Raw genomic sequence first — 19,575 nt, forward strand, 5'->3', positions numbered from 1 at the left:
CCTTCATATTTCCTATACAAACCTTTTTACTATTTGACTCCTGCATCTTGCATAGACTCAATTTCCTTTTTCTTACCTTCTTTTATTTCATAATAATAAGAAGGTAATTCTATATTATGTTCTAAGAAATACTCCTCAATTAATGAAATAATCACTTTTAATATTTTCAAACGGGCGTATAGTTTATCATTACTCGCAATAATATGCCATTTCGCATTCGGCTTATCTGTTTTTTCAAACATCTCTTCCGTTGCTTCAACATACTCATCCCACTTTTCACGATTTCGCCAGTCTTCGTCTGTAATTTTCCATCTTTTAAGAGGGTTGTTCTCTCTTTCTGTAAACCTCTTTAACTGTTCATCTTTACTAATATGATAGAAAAACTTTCCTATTATGTAATGATCATCTGTTAATAGTTTTTCGAAATCATTAATTTCATCATACGCTCTCGTCCACTCTTCGTTTGTAGCAAAGCCTTCAACACGTTCAACTAATACACGCCCATACCATGAACGGTCGAATATAGTAATTTGCCCGTACTGAGGAAGTTTCCGCCAAAAACGTTGCAAATAATGATACCGTTTTTCATGAGGAGCAGGCGCGCCAATTGGATTTACTTGGAATCCACGCGGATCAAGATGTTCAGTCACTCGCTTAATCGCTCCGCCTTTACCTGCTGCATCCCAACCCTCCATAACGAGCATAACAGCTATTTTCTCTTCTTTTAAAATTTGCTGTAGTGCTAATAAGCGCATTTGATATTTTTCGAGCTTCTTATTGTACTTAGATTTTGATTCAATTCTTTTCGTTAAATCTACTTTAGCAAGATTCTCTTTTTCCATCAAACGAATCCCCCTTGTTATATGACAATGTTATTTTAACATATTTATTGGTAATTTTTTCATATTATTATTCTTTTGATTCATACGTGGGACTCTCCATCTTCAGTTTAATAAATTGATACAAAGGCGATATATACGTACCAACAAACATATGTAATTGAACGCTAGACACAAAAAATGCTGTGTAGAAAAATCTCTACACAGCTTCCTTATCTAATTCCCCTTAATATATCACTTTAATAGCATTTATCTTTTGACACATCCACTTATACTACAAACTAATTACCGGTGGAATACCTGCTTCCGGTAAAAAATAAGCAACCACTGTAAAGCCGATAATTAATATTGCAAATAACGACGTTACAACTCTAACCGATATTGTTAGAAAAATAGCATTCGAACCTTTTCTTATAGAACGAACAATCGAATATATCCCAAAGAAAAGACTTAATATTGCTACAATTATATACACAACTACTGCATACCAAGGATTAACTTCCAATAAAACACCCGAAATAAATATATACAAAAATAATAATTGTAGAAAAATACTACTCCCCGTACTTACTAGTACTTTCAATATAATGTTCTCCCTTACAATTCACTCTGACTGGATTTGATGTGTATCAGCATATGGATCGCGTATATACCAGCTATTAAGCAGACGTGCCAAGTATAACCGTAGCGAATACTATAATGATTCCTAAGCCGAGACTCATACCCCTGTCCCCTTACATTATATGGTATATTTTCTCAAGCAGAGCGAATAATAACAAATAACTTTGTTAAAGAATGGGGTTTTTTCAAAATGAAACGAAAAATAATATCTCTTTTCGTCCTTATATGCTTAGCACTACCAATACAAGCTAGTGCATACACATTTCAATCACTACCAATTGCGTCAAAGTCTAAACAGTGGTATATCGAAATTGACAAATCTCATAACTCAAACAAGCAAGCCGTGCAGCCAAAACAAGGTGTATATGATACGTATAGTTTACTCTTAAAAAATATTGGTAATGATGTATCAAATGTATCCGTAGAAATACTTGATAACACACCTACATCTAAAACTACCTTTAATCCTACTACATCAAATAACAACGTTTCAAAAAGTCATACAAGCTTTGACTACATGGTATTCCCATTAGACTTTAATAGCCATAATTTTAAAATCGTCATTACTTGGGAAGAAAAGAATTTCTCTTACAACGGCCATCCAGTACATGAGAGTAAAAAAATGAAACAAACATTTGTGTTTAATGAAGAGTAAGTCCTAATTTGATTAGGGCTTACTCTTTATTTACAAAACCAGATTGAATTGCTTCTGTCACTTCTGTTGCAATATCTATTTTTGTATCGTCTACACAAATTTTTTTGTCCCAAACATGTACGGAAGGCACTTCATTAGACAAATGCTTAATTAAGATGAATCGATTATATGTCATTTTATTTTCTATAGAAGTCGCAATATACACCGTAAAATTCTTTGCTTCAAATACCTTTTCTTCCAAAACGTATTTACATCCCAACTCTGCTACTACTAAATCGTTTAGGTTTTCTATAGTCATATACCATATCCCCCTTTTAGCCTACATGATCAATCGAACCGCCGAATACTTGGTACAGACAATGCCATTCCAATTGTTATGAGTACTAAAATAGCTAGCGTTATAATTGTTATCTCTCCACCTATTACAGTAGCTAACCAGCCTACAACCACATATCCTAATGGCAATAAAGCAAATGAACCTAACATATCAAGGCTTGCCACTCTTCCAAATGCTTCTTCTGGTACAAGCTCTTGTAAACTTGTTTCCCAAATGAGCCCAAATATCATAATACCGAATCCTTCAATTACCATTAATCCAATTAAGGCAGGTGCCAAAGAAACGAACCTTGTCATCATCTGTGATTGCTACTGCAGGGACCTTGAGACCTAGGTCTACCCCTAAAACTTTCGTTCTTGCTCTTTCATTTGTAGGAAGTGTGACAGATATTTGGGCCATCCACTTATTCGATTTCTTTGTGATACGAAGTGTACCTAACTTATGTTTTAACAAATCCAAATTGCGATTTTTTTTATTGATTAATAAAGCACGGACCTTTAAACGAGTGGACTTTCCATTTACCTTAAACGGGATTGAAATATGAGTGGAGTCAAATGAATAATTTTGATTGTTCCATACACAAACAGGTTTCTTTAGAATCGGAATGATTTTATAATTACTTTTCTTTACTTTTGTAGCAAACAAACTTTTCGCGTCTTTGATTGCTTGATTCTTCACCGCACTGGGGATATTCGCTTCGATATCTTTTGTGCTTTTTTTCGTACTTTTCTTTGCTTCAACCATTTCCGATACAAGCATATTCATGACTTTGATATACTCACGACTACTTTCTTCCAATAAACGACTTTGTTCTTTTGTTGGAATCAATTTCACTTTCACTGTTAGGGTCTGTGACATACGTTTCACCCCTTGTTTTTTGATTTTCAACATATTTTCATTTGCTACATTTTTAGCTGTAGAAACAAAATAAGAACGTGTCCATAAACTTTGCAACGTTCTTCTATAATCATTTACCATAGTTACAATGTATCATTTATTTTCGAAAAATCACAACAAAAAGACCCAATGAAACTACCTATACTTTGTATACTTAAAGTACCACGAACCTTACGATTTTTAGTGGCACTCCGTATCCAATCTCACTTTCATCCCATGCCTAAAGGCGATGGGCTTTCTCGTTCGGAAAGGGCTGTAATTGACTTTATTTCTTTCAAATTTCTGTACTTTATTAAACTTTATTTCTTTTAAAAATAATAAACATACAAATAATAGCAAGTACGTTACTGCATCCAATCCAAACCCAATTCCGGCGGATGTAACTGAAACAATCAACCCTCCAAGAGCCGGTCCAATTAATCGTATACCCTGATTACTCATTTGCGTTAATGCGTTAGCTGCATTTCGAATTTCCGGTACAAATACTTTCGCTCTTACAGCTGAATATGCCGTCTGAAATATACCTTCCATAAGTCCATATAATGCAACAAGTACATATAAAAGTGGAATCGTTAAAACGTCCATAAATATAAGTGTTGCAAGTAATAGCATTAATATGCAGCGGATTATATCTGTAAATAACATCAATTTCACCCGGTTAATTCGATCCACGACCAATCCAGCAAACGGTAACACAAGAATATTAGGAAGCATGTACATTGCCATAGTCATTCCCATTACAACTGTTGAACCAGTTAATGAATACACAACGACTGGGAGAATGACCATCGTGATCGAACTACCTAAAGTTGAAAGTAGTTGCCCAATCCATAAAAACTTAAAGTGTGGTGACACTTTAACTGGCAATAACAATTTACCGACATAACTTAAATTTTTCTCTGTTGGTATTTCTCCTTGCATATCTCTCTCCTCTTTTCAAATGATTATAGACTTTATAATTAATAACCGAAAATTAATAATATTCTATTTTTAATTATATAAGAAACTATTATGTTATGGTAAAATTATCAAGAAAAGATAAAGGAGAATACATTATTATGCCTCAAAATTCTCATAACATCGAGCACCGCATCTATACAATGTGTATGATCCAGCGAAATAATGACGCTTTACTTATAAAACGCCCCGACCATCGAGGTTTTCCTGGCTACATAGCTCCTGGTGGAAAAGTAGATTTCCCAGAAAGCATATTACAAGCTGCTATACGAGAATCGAAAGAGGAGACCGGACTCCACGTTTCTAATTTAATTTTCAAGGGGTTAGACGAATATGTAAATCCTAAGGAAAATGTTCGATATATGGTATTTAACTATTGGACAGATTCATTTGAAGGTGAACTCCTTTTGAATCCTCCTGAAGGCGAATTATTATGGGTACCAATTGATGAAGCACTAAATCTTCCTATGCAAGATTGGTTTAAAGAGAGATTCCCATTATTTTTTGAAAAAGGTACGTTTGAAATTCAACGTGTTTGGGACCGAGACTTGGATAAACAAGTTGCGATGACAATTACGCATACGTAAAAAAGCTTGGAATCTCTCCAAGCTTTTCTTACTTCTCCTCTATTTTCTTAATCTCATAATCAATTTCTAAAAACTTAACTCCAAATATCCACATTCTATGATTAGCTTCTAATATTTGATCCGTGCTCTCTTTAATAATAAAAGTCTCTGCTAATGGTAAACGTATTGTAAAGAAACGAGTATGTAAATAAATCCCCTCATCTCCCTTACCATTTCTTCTCAACTTACTAGTAATGATTAAATCTTTATTCTTATTACATAATTTCAAAATCCCCGTCATATTCGAATATGGTAAAGGTAATCCGATATTCATGTATTTCTCATCCTCATGGGTATGTTTTGAGTAAAGAGCTACAAAAATAGATTCTCCTGCTTCATTTTTTCTTAGCCAAGCCCTTACATTCTCTCTTCCATCCTTCTCATCTATTACCCCAATGATAGAGCCATGCATAGTTTCCCACTTGCCGCCCATTCCTAAATGTATTTGTCCTACACGCTTACTCATTTTCTCATAACAAAATGCAAGCGGGCGAAACCAACGAGTCCATTTAATATGCGATTGTAACTCATACTCTTTTGTATTTTCATAAAAACGAATAATACTTAAAGGAATCTTCGCCATGTCAAATGCCTCACTATGAAAATCATTCATTTTATCAACTAAACCTTTGTATTCCTTGTTATCTATTAAATTTCTGTTATGTAAAAATGCTTCACCAACTGTCGCATTTCCTCTTAACCTGCTCATTATTTTCCCATAATACTTATACTTCGGAGCAATCTTTTCAATCATCCAGCCGACAAATGCTGGTAACGCCACTCCAATTCCATTGACAACACCATGGATCCAAACCATTTGTGCAATTGTAATCGTCATTGCTTGTTTGAAATTCCCGTATGAATATATGAGTGAAAACATTATCGTTACCATAAGTGTACTGGATGAAAGAGTAAGGAGAATCTTTGCACTTATAGCATTAAATTTCGTTCTCCACACGTAAACTCCATATCCGTATATGGCACATAAATATATGAACACTGCAAAAAATTCAAACACCCTCGAATACGTAATTCCTATCGCAACTGTCATTGGAGAAATGACGATGATAAACATAATAGCGTCATATAACTTACTTCCCTGTTCTCTTTTCCTTCCAAGTAAACCAGCTGATAACGGCAATAGAAATGCCGAGTAATGAAAGTGTGCAGCTGTGAGTAAAACTATGTCAGAACTAAAATGCATAATGGGGAATTTTGCTACAGAAGCAAAAAACCAAAAACCACCTAAAAACAAATAAATAAAAGCACTATCTATAGCTGCTTCCTCTAACGGCTTCCATCCTCTTTCTAGCAATCTACTTATACCAAATAATGCAACGATTCCTGTATATGCAAACCAAAGTAGCGCAAAGAAATAGTGATTTGTTACGAAAGCTAGCATTGCACTGATTGCTGCAATTGGATATAAAAACGATACAAATTTATAAAATAATAAATACGTTCCATTTCTTGTTTCTTTGTCAATAATACAAAATGACATCGGTATAAATAATAAGATAGATAACAATATAATTGCTTCAACAGGATTTATATTCGACCACTCGTATATTAGAAATATAATATAACAAACAAGCCCAAATAGTATATTTTTCATATCGTTTATTCCCTTTCCACAAATGTTCCCTTATATGAAAATAACGAACCAATTAACGGATTTCGTACTTGTACATGAATTCGAAAACATTGTAGTGTCTCATCATAACTTTCTACAATTTTTGCCTCTCCGTATAAAAATCTAGGTAACGGTATTTTTCTTCCAAACATAAAAAACCATTGTTTCTTTGAAGAAATATGCATCCCGCCTTTTTCATCAATATAAAAATTCAACGTAGAAACGAGTATATGCGGTTCGCCAAAATAATCTACAATTTCATTATTCCCTTCATCCAACTTCATAACAGCGTTAAAATATCTTTTCTTATTATGAAAATAAAAAGTACGATTCCACCGTACAAATTCTTTCCCCTGTCCATCTCGCTCAGCGGTATTATGTATCACAAACGGAACTTTTTGCCCTCGCTCAGAGAAAAACATACGGAACTTCGATGTAATTTTTAATATTAATTTAACGAAAAAAGATCCTCCATAAATTTCATCCATTTCCCCTTCCCCAATAAAGCTTTTTCCCTTTGTTATCGCATATCGTTCCTGCAATTTTGGATGAAGCCTTTTATAAGAATCCCCTAATAATCTTTCATAAATATTAACCATATACTTATCCCTTTCTCGTCCTCTTACAATTTTTTGCACTCGGCAAATTAGTGCTATTCATATAACCGACAATCGATAACCCTATTAGAAGAAAATTTAATGTAATCGGATTAAACGGCTCTGTAAAACTTGTGATATTCGTAACTCCTGCCACTATAGTTAAGCCTATTAACATAACAATATGCAATATAAACAACTTTCGTTTTTGAAAGGGCAATAGCCACATAACACCCCATATTATTTCTAAAAATCCAACTATTTTAAGTATAAAAATACTACTATCATTCGATCCGATTAGCGCAGAAAGCATCTTTACTTCTTCTGAATGAGTAAACATCAATTTCGGTACAATCCCTTGATATAACCATACGAAAGCAACTAAAAAGCAAACGAGCCAATACGTCATCGTTCTTCTAATTAGCAACTTAGGATGAAGTCCCTTTTCTAACCATAATTTTAAAGCATCAAAACTCCATGCAGTTGCCCAACCTAATAGCGGACGAAAAATATATGAATCTATCACATTCCCTATACGACCAAACCTTGTATCATAATCATATTGCGTTTCAAAATGAATATGTTCTCCATTCGGGGTATACTTCCAATAACCTCGTCCTATTTGTATAAGTGATAGCTTATTGTCTGTCCAAAATTTCAAAGAGGAAATGCGCTCTCCAGTTTCTTTTCTTATTTCACCTATCGATTCCCCTTCTCCGGCTATTTCAAGCCCGAATCCGATCTTTGTTTTATATAAAAACTTTTGTGGCTCCCCTTCTTTTTTCTCTAAATACGAAATTTCCGTAAAACGGGCATCCCACTCTGTATGTATATCAGGCTCTTGTGTATATGCCCATAGTTTCTCCATTGTTGTGTTCATTTCTGTCGCTACATAAATAGGCTTTTTCTTCCCCATCCTTCCACCTCCCATGCTCTATATTTTTAATGTACATGCAACGAATTTATTTTGCTACGTTTTTCACAAACTAATTTAATAAAAAGATAGAATTTCAAAAAAATACAAAAAACACTTGATTCCCTGAAAAATTTAAATTATTATAAAACAAATGTTACCAACAACTTCATAAATCATACACTCTCGCCTAAAACGTGAGATAGAGGTTGCAACGCTTATAAGTATTCTAAAGGAGACACAGAGATGTCTATGATCTTAGAGGAAAGGAAGTGTTGCCGAAATTGATAAATTTCTCTGCATTTATCAATTGGGGCTGTTTTCGAATAGAAACAGAACTGTCATATGTACAGACGTGTACGTATGAAGAGCTATCTACAAAAAAGAGATATCATTTTTATGATATTCCTTTTTTGGCGGTTTTTTTTATTAGCTCCGTTTTCTGTTTCCCTTTTCCTGTAACAGCACCATCCTCACTTATTTGAGATGGTGTTTTTTGTTTTTCTCTCTGGTAACTACAGGAATATTGGGATTTGTATATGTCCTAACCTATTCTTAAAAATGGACGAAAGAAGGAATTCGTAATGGAAACGATTGTACAAAAATTTGGCGGTACTTCTGTCGGAAGCGTCGAACGCATTCAACATGTAGCAAATTTAATTATTGAAGAATATGAACGAGGACATAGTATTGTCTCTGTCGTTTCAGCGATGGGAAAAAGTACGGATAAACTTGTAGCACTTGCTAACGCTATTACTGAAAATCCAAGTAAACGTGAAATGGATATGCTCCTATCTACAGGAGAACAAGTAACCATTTCATTATTAACAATGGCACTACAAACAAAAGGTTATAACGCAATTTCATTAACAGGATGGCAGGCTGGTATTACAACAGAATCTGTACATAGCAGTGCACGGATTACTGACATTAATACTGGTCGTATTCAATCCTATCTTGCTGATGGCACGATTGTTATAGTAGCTGGTTTCCAAGGAGTAAGTGAAGAACATGAAATTACCACACTTGGCCGCGGTGGCTCCGATACGACTGCTGTCGCATTAGCTGCGGCACTAAAAGCAAAAAAATGTGATATTTATACGGATGTGTCAGGCGTATATACGACTGATCCACGAGTTGTACAAGGTGCTTATAAATTAGATGAAATTTCTTATGACGAAATGTTAGAGCTTGCAAATCTCGGTGCTGGCGTATTACACCCACGCGCTGTTGAATTTGCTAAAAATCATAATGTCGTTTTAGAAGTAAGATCAAGCATGGAACAAGAAAACGGAACAATTGTAAGGGGAGAATGTAACATGGAACAACAATCAATCGTTAAAGGTATCGCATTTGAGGATAATATTACACGCGTCACAATTAAAGGATTAGAACAAGGTGCACTTTCAACAGTTTTCTCTACATTAGCAGCGGCACATATTAATGTAGATATTATTATTCAAAGTATTACAAATGAAGGAACTGTTCACCTCTCCTTCTCGATTCATTCTAATGATTTAAGAGAAACATTAGAAGTGTTAGAACAAAATCAAGAGGCACTTCACTATGAATCTGTAGAACATGAAAATCATTTAGCGAAAGTATCAATTGTAGGATCTGGTATGGTATCTAACCCGGGAGTTGCTGCGAATATGTTCACTACTTTAAAAGAAGGCGGTATTCATATTAAAATGGTAAGTACATCTGAAATTAAAGTATCAGTTGTCATTGACCGTATTCACTTAGTAGATGGTGTTGAAGCACTCCATCAATCATTTATGGCGAAAATTGAGCCTTTAGTGCAAATGATTTAATTTCCGCCAGTAAAACTTACAACAAATTACATTAATCTATTTCCTTCCTATATAAATAGAAAGCTGTCCACATAGAATTTTAAAAATCTATGCAGACAGCTTTTTATCTTGTTATCGATATCCGAAGATCATTATAAAACAATTAGATTATTCTTTATACCCTTTCCTAGGAAATATAAATGACTCTTCTTATTTCTTATCACATATACCCTTTCGCTCTTTCCCTTGAAAAAACGATCTATATTCATTCAAAATAACTTTTTTCACGTCAAAGTAAAAAAGGGAGAGTAGCTCTTATTCCACAGCTACTCTCCCTCTCACTTATATTAAAACAAATGAATGTTTTCTTTTTTGCAAGCTTCACGTAAATCGTCAGGCCATACAGAAGATTGAACTTCACCGATATGTGCTTTACGTAAGAAGTACATACACATTCTTGATTGGCCGATACCACCACCAATTGTTAATGGTAGTACGTCTTCTAAAATACCTTTATGGAAATCATACTCACGTTTGAAGTCTTCACCAGTTTTCGTTAATTGCTCATCAAGTGCTTTACTATCAACACGAATTCCCATTGATGATAATTCGAATGAAGCTTGTAGTACTGGGTGCCAGAATAAAATGTCACCGTTTAATTTCCAATCATCATAATCGGATGCGCGTCCATCGTGCTTTTCACCTGAACGGAGTGCATCACCAATTCCAATAATAAAGACTGCACCGTGTTCTTTCGCAATTGCATGTTCACGATCTTTCGGTGTTAATTCTGGATATTTATCTTCCAGTTCTTGAGAAGTAATGAAAACAATTTCTTCTGGTAAATACTTTCCAAGGAACGGATATTTTTCAAATAAGTGATCTTCTAATTCTTTGAATATTCCATAAATTGCTTGTACTGTTTTTTGTAAGTAATCGACAGTACGCCATTCTTTTTGAACGATTTTTTCCCAATCCCATTGGTCAACATAAATGGAATGTGTTGCATCAAGTTCTTCATCACGACGAATCGCGTTCATATTTGTATATAAACCTTCACCAGCTTCATATCCGTATTCATGTAATGCGAATCTTTTCCACTTCGCTAGTGAATGCACAATTTCTAATTCTTCTCCTGAATGTAACATATCAAACTCAATTGGACGTTCTACACCGTTTAAGTGATCATTTAATCCTGATTTTTTCGTTACGAATAATGGTGCAGATACGCGGAATAGTTCAAGGCGTTTTGCTAATTGATCCTCGAAAAATGTTTTAACTTCCTTAATTGCGATTTGAGTCTCTCTTACTGTCATTAATGATTGATACATGATGGTTTCCTCCTAAAATGTTTGGATGTTGTGGAAAAAAGCCAACAAAAAAAGCCCTTCTTTCCCAAAAAACTGGGACGAAAGACTTTGGTTCCGCGGTACCACCCAAATTAGCAACAGAGGTTGCTCACTTATACAGTACGGAGATGAAAAAATCTCGATACTGTTCTTCTTGTAACGGCGAAGTTCCCGGCTAAGTCTACTTTCCTATAAAGGATTTCGGTTAGCGACTCCAGGAGGTTCTTCATAATAGGCTTCGTACCAGGCTCACACCGTCCCTGACTCGCTTAAACTACATCCTACTACTACTCGTCCTTTCATAGTCGTTTTGTTGTCACATCTCTGAAACATTTTATTAATGATTATTCTATACAAAAAATAGATAAAGTCAACAAAAAGTTTTAAAATATTTTTCAATTCTTTATTTTATGCCTTTACCGACTGTTCTTAATATAACATTTTTATTTCCTTTGTCTCTTCAATCCAAAAAACATTTCACTAATTGAAACTAACATATACACAACCAGTAATGTGATCGTTCGAAAAATAGAATCCGCAGTATTTCTTATTATTTTCATTTTATTTGTAATTCCTTTCAGTTTACTCGCAATTTCATGATATACTATAGCATTCAAGCAGTTTGTTTTTACTTAAAGCAAGCATAGTCATTTATCGATAGTATTTTTCTAAAACATTGGCTATTATCAAATAAGATTTTTTATATAACGGAGTGATCATATGAGTAAAACGAAAGCAAAACCGAAAAAAGGTGTAGGACAAGGTACAGGAAGTAAAGGATGGAACCGTTGGCAATCAAGTGCGAAAAAGAAAGCTGCAAAACCATACAAAAGTAAAGGTACAAAGAAATAAAATAAATAGTGGGAGATGAACAACTCCCACTATTTAAAGTTTCACTTTATCTCTTTACTTTGTACAAAACAAAATATAATTATTACAACAAAAAAGCTATGCTTTCATCTCTGTGAAAGCATAGCTTTTTCCATATTAAATCATAAGAATATCACGGATTTCTTCCTCCGTAATAGAAGATAACTTCTCTTCTCCTGGCTCGATAATTTCAGCGATTAAATTTTTCTTACTCTCTTGTAACTCGTGCATTTTTTCTTCAATTGTTCCATGTGCTACTAACTTAATCACTTGCACTGTATTTTTTTGTCCCATTCGATACGCTCTATCCGCTGCTTGTTGTTCAACAGCTGGATTCCACCATAAATCATACAATATAACCGTATCTGCACCTGTTAAATTCAAACCGGTACCACCAGCTTTTAACGAGATAAGAAATAAATCCCCTTCTCCTTCGTTAAAACGATTGCATAGCTCTACACGTTCTTGCGCTGGTGTACTCCCGTCTAAATAAAAGTATGGAACTGCTTGACGGTTTAATTCTCGTCCGATTATTAAAAGCATCTTCGTAAATTGAGAAAAAATTAAAATTCGCTTCCCTGTACTTCTACATTCCTCTAAAATCTCTAAAAGTTGTTCAAATTTGGCTGAACTGCCTTTATAATCATCAACAAACAAAGCAGGATGACAACAAATTTGCCGTAGTCTCGTTAAACCAGCTAAAACCCGAATTTTATTTTTACGTAACGTATCTTTATCCAAATGTTTTAACGTTTCTTCTCTTAACTTTGCTAAATAAGCTGCGTAAAGCCTCTTTTGATCTGGTAAAAGTTCTGATGATTGTAAGTGCTCAATTTTTTCTGGTAGCTCCTGTAATACATCTTCCTTTAACCTTCTTAACACGAAAGGTTTTACCCGCTTCGCAATATCTTCACGTCTTAAATCACCGAACTCTTTTCTTCCTGGTAATAATTCTGGGAAGACGACGTGGAGGATAGACCATAGCTCTTCTAATGAATTTTCTACAGGCGTTCCTGTTAGTCCAAAACGGTACTCCGCCTGAACTGTTTTTACTGCTCTTGCAGTTTGCGTCGTATGATTTTTAAATGCTTGTGCTTCATCAAGAAATAGCGTATGAAATGGCATTGCATATAATCTTATATCTCTTCTTAGTAAAGGATAGGACGTAATTACTACATCAAATTTCGTTACATCTTTTAAAACTTTTCGGCGCTCTTCTTGATTTCCATCTGCAATAACAGCTCTAATATGTGGAGCGAATTTTTTTAACTCGCTAAGCCAGTTGTAAACAAGGGAAGACGGAGAAACAACTAATATAGGCAGTTTCTTCTCTCGAATTTCCGGCAAAACAGAGTCTATAAAAGCAATACTTTGCAACGTTTTCCCAAGTCCCATATCATCAGCTAAAATGCCACCAAAACGATAATAGGCAAGTGTTTTCATCCACTGGAATCCGTATATTTGATACTCTCTCATTATCGCATCTAAGCCACTTGGCACCGTAAACTTCAGCTTTTTAGGGTTTTGAATGTTCTCTACCAATTCTTGAACAGACTCATCTAAACTTAATACGTTTCCTTCTTGCAATGAATTCATCCATTTCACACTACGAATAAGAGGGACATCTATTTCTTCGCCCTTTAAAAATTCTTTTCGAATACTAGATTCTTTTATAAACTGATTAATGTCATTAAACTCTTTACTCTCAAGTGATAGTAAAGCACCACTTGCTAAACGATAATATTTGCGCTTCTCCTCAAGAGCGACTAATACCCCTTTAATTTCTGCCTCTGGAATACCTTTTATATCAAAGCGGAATGATAACCAATCAATTCTCTCTTTCCTTCTAACTCTTATAAGAGGAGCTGTATCTCCTTTATGAATCCGTAATTTGATTGCTGTCGTCGCATAAATATCAACTAAACCTTTTAACGTTGGAACAACGTAATATAAAAAGTTATACTCAGCTTCTTCATTATGCATAAAATAACCGCCTTCTGTCTTTGCAAAGGCACTTTCACTCATAATGTCTAAAATCTCTTTTTCCTTTTTCTCATCACGATTAAAAACAGATGGCTGTCCATCCTCTTCTAACGGATTAATCACGACGTTTCCATAATGAAATTCGAGACCTGCTAACAAGCGATTTTTCACTCGATCTAAATATAATTTTGCTTTTAGCGAAGGCGTTTCAACACGATTTGATATTACTTCATCAATTCGCACAGTACCAAGCTTCATTAATCCTGGTACAACTTTTGCTACAAAGTGTTCCATCTTATCTGCTGGAATATACAACTGGTTACTACTAGAACGATTCATCATTTTTTGTAATTCGATAAGCCGCTTACAATCCTCAGCATTCAACTGATGCAGTTTCCCTCCAAATAGAGCATAACTATACGTATCCATTACTTCTACTTGTTGTAAGCCGTCAATATAAAGTGTAAACCCACCGTTACTCCCTTTATTAAACTCAAAATGTAAAGGCAGTAGTCCTTTTGAAATTTGTAAACCGTGAAAAGATTGTCCATCTTGATTAAGCCTCACACACTCAGTTTTAGAAAGTAAAGAAAGCATATCCATCCACGAAGCTGGCGGTATTAAAATCATGCTATCATCTTGTTTTGCGTGTACTTCTAGTGTATCTTCATACATTTTTTCATTATGATACATTTTAATAAGTTGCTGAATAATCGCATCCGTTTCTTGCTTGAAGCTATGTACATCTGGTGTGTATGTAAATTCATTGGAACAATTAAAAGCCTCTCTTTTCTCCACTTTAGAAAGAAATTCTCTAATATGATTTACGAAATACGTTTTGGCGATTTTCAACTGAACCCCAAGAAGTGCCCCACCATTTTTCGTAACTACTGGTGTACAATTAAACTCAATATCAAGTATTTCACGTGTATCAAAACGGTGTTGTTTACTTTTTGGCCTCAGTGGTTGTTCTGCAAACAACTGAAACATCCCGCTTGTTAATTGTTCATTTCCGCTCATGTTTCCGCTACTAATAGGCAGCATTCCACCGGTTTGCTGATTATAATTTATTTGTATCAATACTGCCGCAACATGTTGACAGTACGTTTGAAAAGACGCTAATGAAGGACAACTACATTTCGCAACAACATCACCTTTTTTAGCTTTTTCTACTGTAACATGAAAATCTTCGTTCCCTTTTACCGTCGCCTCGCAAATTTCTTTATTTTCATCATAATGATTTATTATTACTTTATTTGATTTATAATAAGCTTCGCCTCTTTTATATGAGGTCTCTCCGCATACTTCTTTAATAATCGATTTATTTAATGTAAAACCCATTGTTTTGACACTTCCTTAATTTAAAACCAGTTTCTCTTAACTAACATTTTACATGCTCTACGAGAAAATATAAAATGTAGATTTAATAAAAAAAGATGCTCATTTATAAGCACCTTTTTTCACTCTATCTCCATCAACCGTTTCGCCTCAAAATACAACACTTGAATAAACTTTTTCGTATTAATTCGCGTATGTCCAGAAGTTGCTACTTCTTCCTTTGTCATTTCTGTCATTCGTTTTCTAACTACAGTGAAATCAAAAAATTTCGGAGCATAGCTTTCAAATTTCGGATTTGAAAAGTCTGTTAATCCAAGGGAAGCTAAGTGATTTAAAGATTGATAAATCGCTCTACGTACTCTTTGTTCAGATGCTTTTCTCTCCTTATCTATATGTGTATCTGAAGCTATATTCTCTAATTTCCTTATAGTTATATGGTGAAAAATATCTTTTAACGCAGGAAATCCAAATTCAAATGTTTGTGCTTTTTCTTGTCCATATAAATATTCCAGCATACTAAGTAAATCTTTACTTCCATTCTCTCCCGCAATACCGAGTTCTGATAATAAATAGCGTCCTGAATCTGCTATTCTTTTTCCTTCTTGCATTGGCTCATTTCGAACTTGCGGCTGTTCCCACTTAAAAACGTTATTCAATGATTTTTGAATATCATGTATAGAGCGCTCTAAACGAATACGTTCCATTACTTTACGTACAACAGATATAACCTCAATTTTATTCAATGGTTTTGTAATATAATATTCAACACCAAGTGTATACGCCTCACCAATAAGCTGTTTCGATTCCACTTGAGAGATCATAATGATTTTCCCTGAAAAAGAGGATGCAATATGGCGAACTGTTTCAATCCCATCTCGCATGGGCATTAATAAATCAATAAATAAAATATCTACTTTTTTAAAATTTAGTTGATCTGCTTCAATAAAAGCTCCGTCTTCCGATTCTCCAATTACTTCCCCAAGATCGCCATCTTCAATGATTTGTGAAAGCATGGATCGGAAAACTTCATCATCATCTACGATATAATAAAACAACTTTATTCCCCTTCCTGCTTTAAACTGCACTCCGGTAAACAAACGACAAACTTACACCCTTCACCAGTTTCCAGGTCTTCCAATCTTACTTCTCCTCCGAGCTCTGTTACCATTTCGTTTATGTAAGAAAGTCCAATTCCTGTTGATGGTGTTCCCGTTTGATCATACTTTGAAGTAAATCCTGGCTTAAATACTAGTTTTTTATATTTTTGCGCAATACCAGGCCCATCGTCAATTACTTCAAACAATATACGTTTATCAAGTTTATATAACTTAATAATGATAGCACCACTACCCTCAATTGCTTCAACCGCATTTGCAACTAAATTATTAAAAATTGATAAGACCGTATACACATGATATTCTGCATGCTCACCTTCAATATGTTTAGAAAAACGTATTTCTTTTTCCAACATTTCAGCGTACTTCTCATTTATTCTCACAATCATTTCCGCAAGCTCATGTCCTTCTACATACTCAGCTACATTTTTATCTAATAACAGTTTAGATAATCCCGCAAAAATCCTTTGATTATCCTTTTTTATTTCGTGCACTTCTCCCGCTATTTTCAATGCTGTTTTACTACTTGAATCATCGTTCGCTTGTAAATTCCGATATAATTGATACGCTTCTTGTGTAATTAACTCCGCATTTTGTAACGTTTTTTTCAAATGAACAGATTCCACATATAAGTTAGAAAGATGCATCAACATATTTTCATTTTCTTTTCGAACTTGTGATTCTTTTAATTTCGTTTCATATAAATTCATCATATTTAAAAAACCAAGCGCAAAGAAACTACGGAAAATAGCAATAATGATTAGCTTATTCACTTCAGAAATTGTTATCGTTGTACCAAGTACCAACATATGGTAAATCGCAAGTTCTGACATACTTGCGATAATTTCAATTGTAATCCCAAGGTAGCCAATTATAATTGGCTTCTGATGGAACTTATTCACCCTACAAAGCGAAAAAAGACTTCCATAAATAAAATAATAAAAGAACACAGGATAGCGCAAATAAAATGATTCTGTCATATAAAATGACCCTTGCAATACCCAGTCAAGACATACACGGAATAAGACTACAGATATTCCGACCAGAATACCTGCAACCGCCGCTGGTATTCTTCTTAAAAATAGTAATAAAAAGAAGAAAAGCGGTGTCCCAAAGCTAACGCGAAACGTATCGTTGAAAGGATGAAAATTTAGCTCTCCAGCAATTGGGACAACAATCATTAAAATAATTAAAAGAGATATATCTTTCTTCCATAATTGATTCCAATTCAAAGATGCCACTTCCTATGTATTTTTTCAAAAATGTAAACGGAAAGCCCGCTTATTATAATAAACGGGCTTTTTTTCTATATTCTAACCTTTTCTACCGCTTTTATTTGACGATACTCAGGCTTCCATATTGATTCTTTCACTGCAATTTTGATATCGTTATCACTTAAGTTCTCTCTAGCAACACCTTCTGCAACTGCAACTTTCGCTACTTCAATTGCAACCATTTCAGAGATATTACGTAACTCTTCCACTTCTGGTAAGATAGGTGCACCCGGCTGACTTGTATCTACCATACTTGCAACCGCTTCTGCTGCCGCCGCAAACATACCGTCTGTCATTACGCTTGCACGCACAACAATTGTACCAAGACCTAGCCCTGGGAAAATAAGTGCGTTATTTGATTGCCCGATAACATACGTTACACCATTGTATGTAACTGGATCAAACGGACTTCCTGTTGCAACTAACGCTCTTCCTTCTGTCCACTCGATTAAATCTACTGGTTTCGCTTCAGCAAGTGGCGTTGGATTCGACATTGGTAAAATAATTGGTCTTTCTACATGAGAAGCCATTTCTTTAATAATCTCTTCTTTGAATGCACCAGCAACAGTTGATGTACCGATTAAAATTGTCGGTTTTACATGTTTCACAACTTCAGCAAGTCCGATAGCATCACTTTGTTTCCAATCCTTCACTTCAGCTTCTTTTCTTGCATATGGAGCTTGGAAATCAAGAAGATCTTCCATATTATCTGTAATTAACCCGTTACGGTCAATACACCAGAAACGCTCATGTGCTTCTTGCTCTGATAATCCTACGCGAACCAGCGCATCTCTCACTTGATCTGCGATACCGATTCCAGCTGTACCCGCACCAAACACAACTACTCGGTGTTCATTTAAAGGTACACCAGAAGCTTTCACTGCCGATAATACTGCAGCAAGTGAAACTGCACCTGTACCTTGAATGTCATCATTAAACGTACATACATCATGACGGTATTTGTCTAAAATTTTTCGTGCATTACGAGAACTGAAATCCTCCCAATGTAAAAGTGCTTTCGGGAACTTATTGCCTACAGCTTGTACAAATGTATCAATAAATTCATCATAAGCTTCACCAGTTACACGTGGATGGCGATTTCCAATATAAAACGGATTGTTTAATAGATCCTCACGGTTTGTACCTACATCTAAAATTACAGGTAACACGCGACTAGGATCGATTCCAACTGCAGCCGTATAAACAGCTAGCTTTCCAATCGCAATGTTAATACCACCAACACCCCAGTCACCAATTCCTAATATGCCTTCTCCATCTGTTACAACGACTAAGTCAATATTTTCAGCTGTTGCACCGATATTTGAGAACGCTTCTTCAATACCCGAAGGATCGTTAACTGATAAATAAATACCGCGTGGTTTACGATATTCATGGCTATATCTTTGAATTGCTACACCAACAGTAGGTGTATATACGATTGGTAACATTTCACGTAAATGCTCTGTTAAAATACGATAAAATAATACTTCATTTCGATCATGTAACGCTGTTAAGTATACATTCTTTAATAAATCATCCGGCTGAGAACAAAATTGCTCATACGCTCTACGCGCTTGTTCATCTAGCGTTAAAACTGCTGGTGGTAATAACCCTTTTAAACCTAATTCTTCTCTTTCTTCTTGCGTGAAAGCTACCCCTTTATTTAAAAGTGGTGTTGATAATACTTCTACTCCTCTTAATGTCGTTTCTAACGAACCATTAGAAGCCACTGTAAACTTACTCATAACATCCCTACCTCTATTCATATATAACATTTCT

Annotated in this window: 15 protein-coding genes, 4 pseudogenes, 1 riboswitch and 1 other annotated feature; of the genes and pseudogenes, 4 read left to right on the forward strand and 15 right to left on the reverse strand. The window is 34.9% G+C overall.

The window, feature by feature from the left end:
* Positions 1 to 29: 29 nt before the first annotated feature.
* On the reverse strand, positions 30 to 842 hold the full coding sequence (locus tag V7038_RS16255; RefSeq protein ID WP_070139100.1) for a polyphosphate kinase 2 family protein: 813 nt from the start codon (positions 840 to 842) through the stop codon (positions 30 to 32).
* A 271-nt stretch (positions 843 to 1,113) separates the two neighbouring features.
* On the reverse strand, positions 1,114 to 1,422 hold the full coding sequence (locus V7038_RS16260) for an alpha/beta hydrolase (RefSeq protein ID WP_070139099.1): 309 nt from the start codon (positions 1,420 to 1,422) through the stop codon (positions 1,114 to 1,116).
* 228 nt (positions 1,423 to 1,650) lie between these two features.
* Between V7038_RS16260 and V7038_RS16265 the strand changes: the two genes are divergently transcribed.
* Positions 1,651 to 2,115 (forward strand): hypothetical protein, encoded by a 465-nt coding sequence (locus tag V7038_RS16265; RefSeq protein WP_070139098.1) that lies wholly within the window; start codon positions 1,651 to 1,653, stop codon positions 2,113 to 2,115.
* Between the two features lie 19 nt (positions 2,116 to 2,134).
* On the opposite strand, the gene V7038_RS16270 is transcribed toward V7038_RS16265, so the two are convergent.
* The 4 genes and pseudogenes from V7038_RS16270 to V7038_RS16285 form a co-directional block, all read right to left on the reverse strand.
* The gene (locus V7038_RS16270; protein WP_002158391.1) at positions 2,135 to 2,413 is read right to left on the reverse strand and encodes a hypothetical protein; all 279 of its coding nucleotides are present in this window, start codon (positions 2,411 to 2,413) and stop codon (positions 2,135 to 2,137) included.
* Positions 2,414 to 2,442: 29 nt separating this feature from the next.
* Positions 2,443 to 2,739, reverse strand: a pseudogene (locus V7038_RS16275) (MFS transporter); the annotation flags it as partial.
* Positions 2,726 to 3,310 (reverse strand): annotated as a pseudogene (locus V7038_RS16280) (RNA-guided endonuclease TnpB family protein); the annotation flags it as partial. The pseudogenes V7038_RS16275 and V7038_RS16280, both read right to left, overlap by 14 nt.
* A gap of 294 nt (positions 3,311 to 3,604) precedes the next feature.
* Positions 3,605 to 4,270 (reverse strand): annotated as a pseudogene (locus tag V7038_RS16285) (MFS transporter); the annotation flags it as partial.
* A gap of 137 nt (positions 4,271 to 4,407) precedes the next feature.
* Here V7038_RS16285 and V7038_RS16290 point away from each other — a divergent pair.
* Entirely contained in the window at positions 4,408 to 4,893 is a 486-nt protein-coding gene (locus tag V7038_RS16290) for an 8-oxo-dGTP diphosphatase (protein WP_002148930.1), read from the forward strand.
* Positions 4,894 to 4,921: 28 nt separating this feature from the next.
* Here the strand turns inward: V7038_RS16290 and V7038_RS16295 are convergent, their stop codons facing one another.
* From V7038_RS16295 to V7038_RS16305, 3 genes are read right to left on the reverse strand one after another with little or no spacing between them, the layout of a single operon-like run.
* Positions 4,922 to 6,547: a YndJ family protein gene (locus V7038_RS16295; RefSeq protein ID WP_335470927.1), complete on the reverse strand. Its 1,626-nt coding sequence runs from the start codon at positions 6,545 to 6,547 to the stop codon at positions 4,922 to 4,924.
* Between the two features lie 5 nt (positions 6,548 to 6,552).
* On the reverse strand, positions 6,553 to 7,164 hold the full coding sequence (locus V7038_RS16300; protein WP_002202457.1) for a DUF4166 domain-containing protein: 612 nt from the start codon (positions 7,162 to 7,164) through the stop codon (positions 6,553 to 6,555).
* A gap of 4 nt (positions 7,165 to 7,168) precedes the next feature.
* Complete coding sequence (locus tag V7038_RS16305; RefSeq protein WP_002200949.1) at positions 7,169 to 8,077, reverse strand: DoxX-like family protein; 909 nt, start codon at positions 8,075 to 8,077, stop codon at positions 7,169 to 7,171.
* A 192-nt stretch (positions 8,078 to 8,269) separates the two neighbouring features.
* Positions 8,270 to 8,456, forward strand: a riboswitch (Lysine riboswitch).
* Between the two features lie 202 nt (positions 8,457 to 8,658).
* On the opposite strand from V7038_RS16305, the gene V7038_RS16310 reads away from it, so the two are divergent.
* Positions 8,659 to 9,888, forward strand: a complete 1,230-nt coding sequence (locus tag V7038_RS16310; RefSeq protein ID WP_002200950.1) for an aspartate kinase — start codon at positions 8,659 to 8,661, stop codon at positions 9,886 to 9,888.
* Between the two features lie 189 nt (positions 9,889 to 10,077).
* On the opposite strand, the pseudogene V7038_RS16315 reads toward V7038_RS16310, so the two are convergent.
* Positions 10,078 to 10,167 (reverse strand): annotated as a pseudogene (locus V7038_RS16315) (helix-turn-helix domain-containing protein); the annotation flags it as partial.
* Between the two features lie 47 nt (positions 10,168 to 10,214).
* Positions 10,215 to 11,198, reverse strand: a complete 984-nt coding sequence (gene asnA / locus V7038_RS16320) for an aspartate--ammonia ligase (protein WP_002202458.1) — start codon at positions 11,196 to 11,198, stop codon at positions 10,215 to 10,217.
* Between the two features lie 70 nt (positions 11,199 to 11,268).
* Positions 11,269 to 11,528 (reverse strand) — a binding site (T-box leader).
* A gap of 408 nt (positions 11,529 to 11,936) precedes the next feature.
* Between asnA and V7038_RS16325 the strand changes: the two genes are divergently transcribed.
* The gene (locus V7038_RS16325) at positions 11,937 to 12,068 is read left to right on the forward strand and encodes a DUF3934 family protein (RefSeq protein WP_000047589.1); all 132 of its coding nucleotides are present in this window, start codon (positions 11,937 to 11,939) and stop codon (positions 12,066 to 12,068) included.
* 135 nt (positions 12,069 to 12,203) lie between these two features.
* On the opposite strand, the gene V7038_RS16330 is transcribed toward V7038_RS16325, so the two are convergent.
* The 4 genes from V7038_RS16330 to malS form a co-directional block, all read right to left on the reverse strand.
* On the reverse strand, positions 12,204 to 15,410 hold the full coding sequence (locus tag V7038_RS16330) for a DEAD/DEAH box helicase (protein WP_335470933.1): 3,207 nt from the start codon (positions 15,408 to 15,410) through the stop codon (positions 12,204 to 12,206).
* A 119-nt stretch (positions 15,411 to 15,529) separates the two neighbouring features.
* Complete coding sequence (locus V7038_RS16335) at positions 15,530 to 16,462, reverse strand: response regulator (RefSeq protein ID WP_002158401.1); 933 nt, start codon at positions 16,460 to 16,462, stop codon at positions 15,530 to 15,532.
* A gap of 2 nt (positions 16,463 to 16,464) precedes the next feature.
* On the reverse strand, positions 16,465 to 17,763 hold the full coding sequence (locus V7038_RS16340) for a sensor histidine kinase (protein WP_081338466.1): 1,299 nt from the start codon (positions 17,761 to 17,763) through the stop codon (positions 16,465 to 16,467).
* 65 nt (positions 17,764 to 17,828) lie between these two features.
* Positions 17,829 to 19,541, reverse strand: a complete 1,713-nt coding sequence (gene malS / locus V7038_RS16345; RefSeq protein ID WP_002202461.1) for an oxaloacetate-decarboxylating malate dehydrogenase — start codon at positions 19,539 to 19,541, stop codon at positions 17,829 to 17,831.
* Positions 19,542 to 19,575: the final 34 nt, after the last annotated feature.

The sequence above is a fragment of the Bacillus sp. JJ783 genome (assembly GCF_036963225.1).
Lineage (GTDB): Bacteria > Bacillota > Bacilli > Bacillales > Bacillaceae_G > Bacillus_A > Bacillus_A cereus_U.

Bases quoted from the DNA above. Each gene is read 5' to 3' on its own strand.
- V7038_RS16295 (WP_335470927.1), bottom strand. From the start codon at position 6,547: ATGAAAAATATACTATTTGGGCTTGTTTGTTATATTATATTTCTAATA.
- V7038_RS16325 (WP_000047589.1), top strand. From the start codon at position 11,937: ATGAGTAAAACGAAAGCAAAACCGAAAAAAGGTGTAGGACAAGGTACA.
- V7038_RS16330 (WP_335470933.1), bottom strand. From the start codon at position 15,410: ATGGGTTTTACATTAAATAAATCGATTATTAAAGAAGTATGCGGAGAG.
- V7038_RS16290 (WP_002148930.1), top strand. From the start codon at position 4,408: ATGCCTCAAAATTCTCATAACATCGAGCACCGCATCTATACAATGTGT.
- asnA (WP_002202458.1), bottom strand. From the start codon at position 11,198: ATGTATCAATCATTAATGACAGTAAGAGAGACTCAAATCGCAATTAAG.
- V7038_RS16310 (WP_002200950.1), top strand. From the start codon at position 8,659: ATGGAAACGATTGTACAAAAATTTGGCGGTACTTCTGTCGGAAGCGTC.
- V7038_RS16305 (WP_002200949.1), bottom strand. From the start codon at position 8,077: ATGGGGAAGAAAAAGCCTATTTATGTAGCGACAGAAATGAACACAACA.
- malS (WP_002202461.1), bottom strand. From the start codon at position 19,541: ATGAGTAAGTTTACAGTGGCTTCTAATGGTTCGTTAGAAACGACATTA.
- V7038_RS16265 (WP_070139098.1), top strand. From the start codon at position 1,651: ATGAAACGAAAAATAATATCTCTTTTCGTCCTTATATGCTTAGCACTA.
- V7038_RS16300 (WP_002202457.1), bottom strand. From the start codon at position 7,164: ATGGTTAATATTTATGAAAGATTATTAGGGGATTCTTATAAAAGGCTT.
- V7038_RS16270 (WP_002158391.1), bottom strand. From the start codon at position 2,413: ATGACTATAGAAAACCTAAACGATTTAGTAGTAGCAGAGTTGGGATGT.
- V7038_RS16255 (WP_070139100.1), bottom strand. From the start codon at position 842: ATGGAAAAAGAGAATCTTGCTAAAGTAGATTTAACGAAAAGAATTGAA.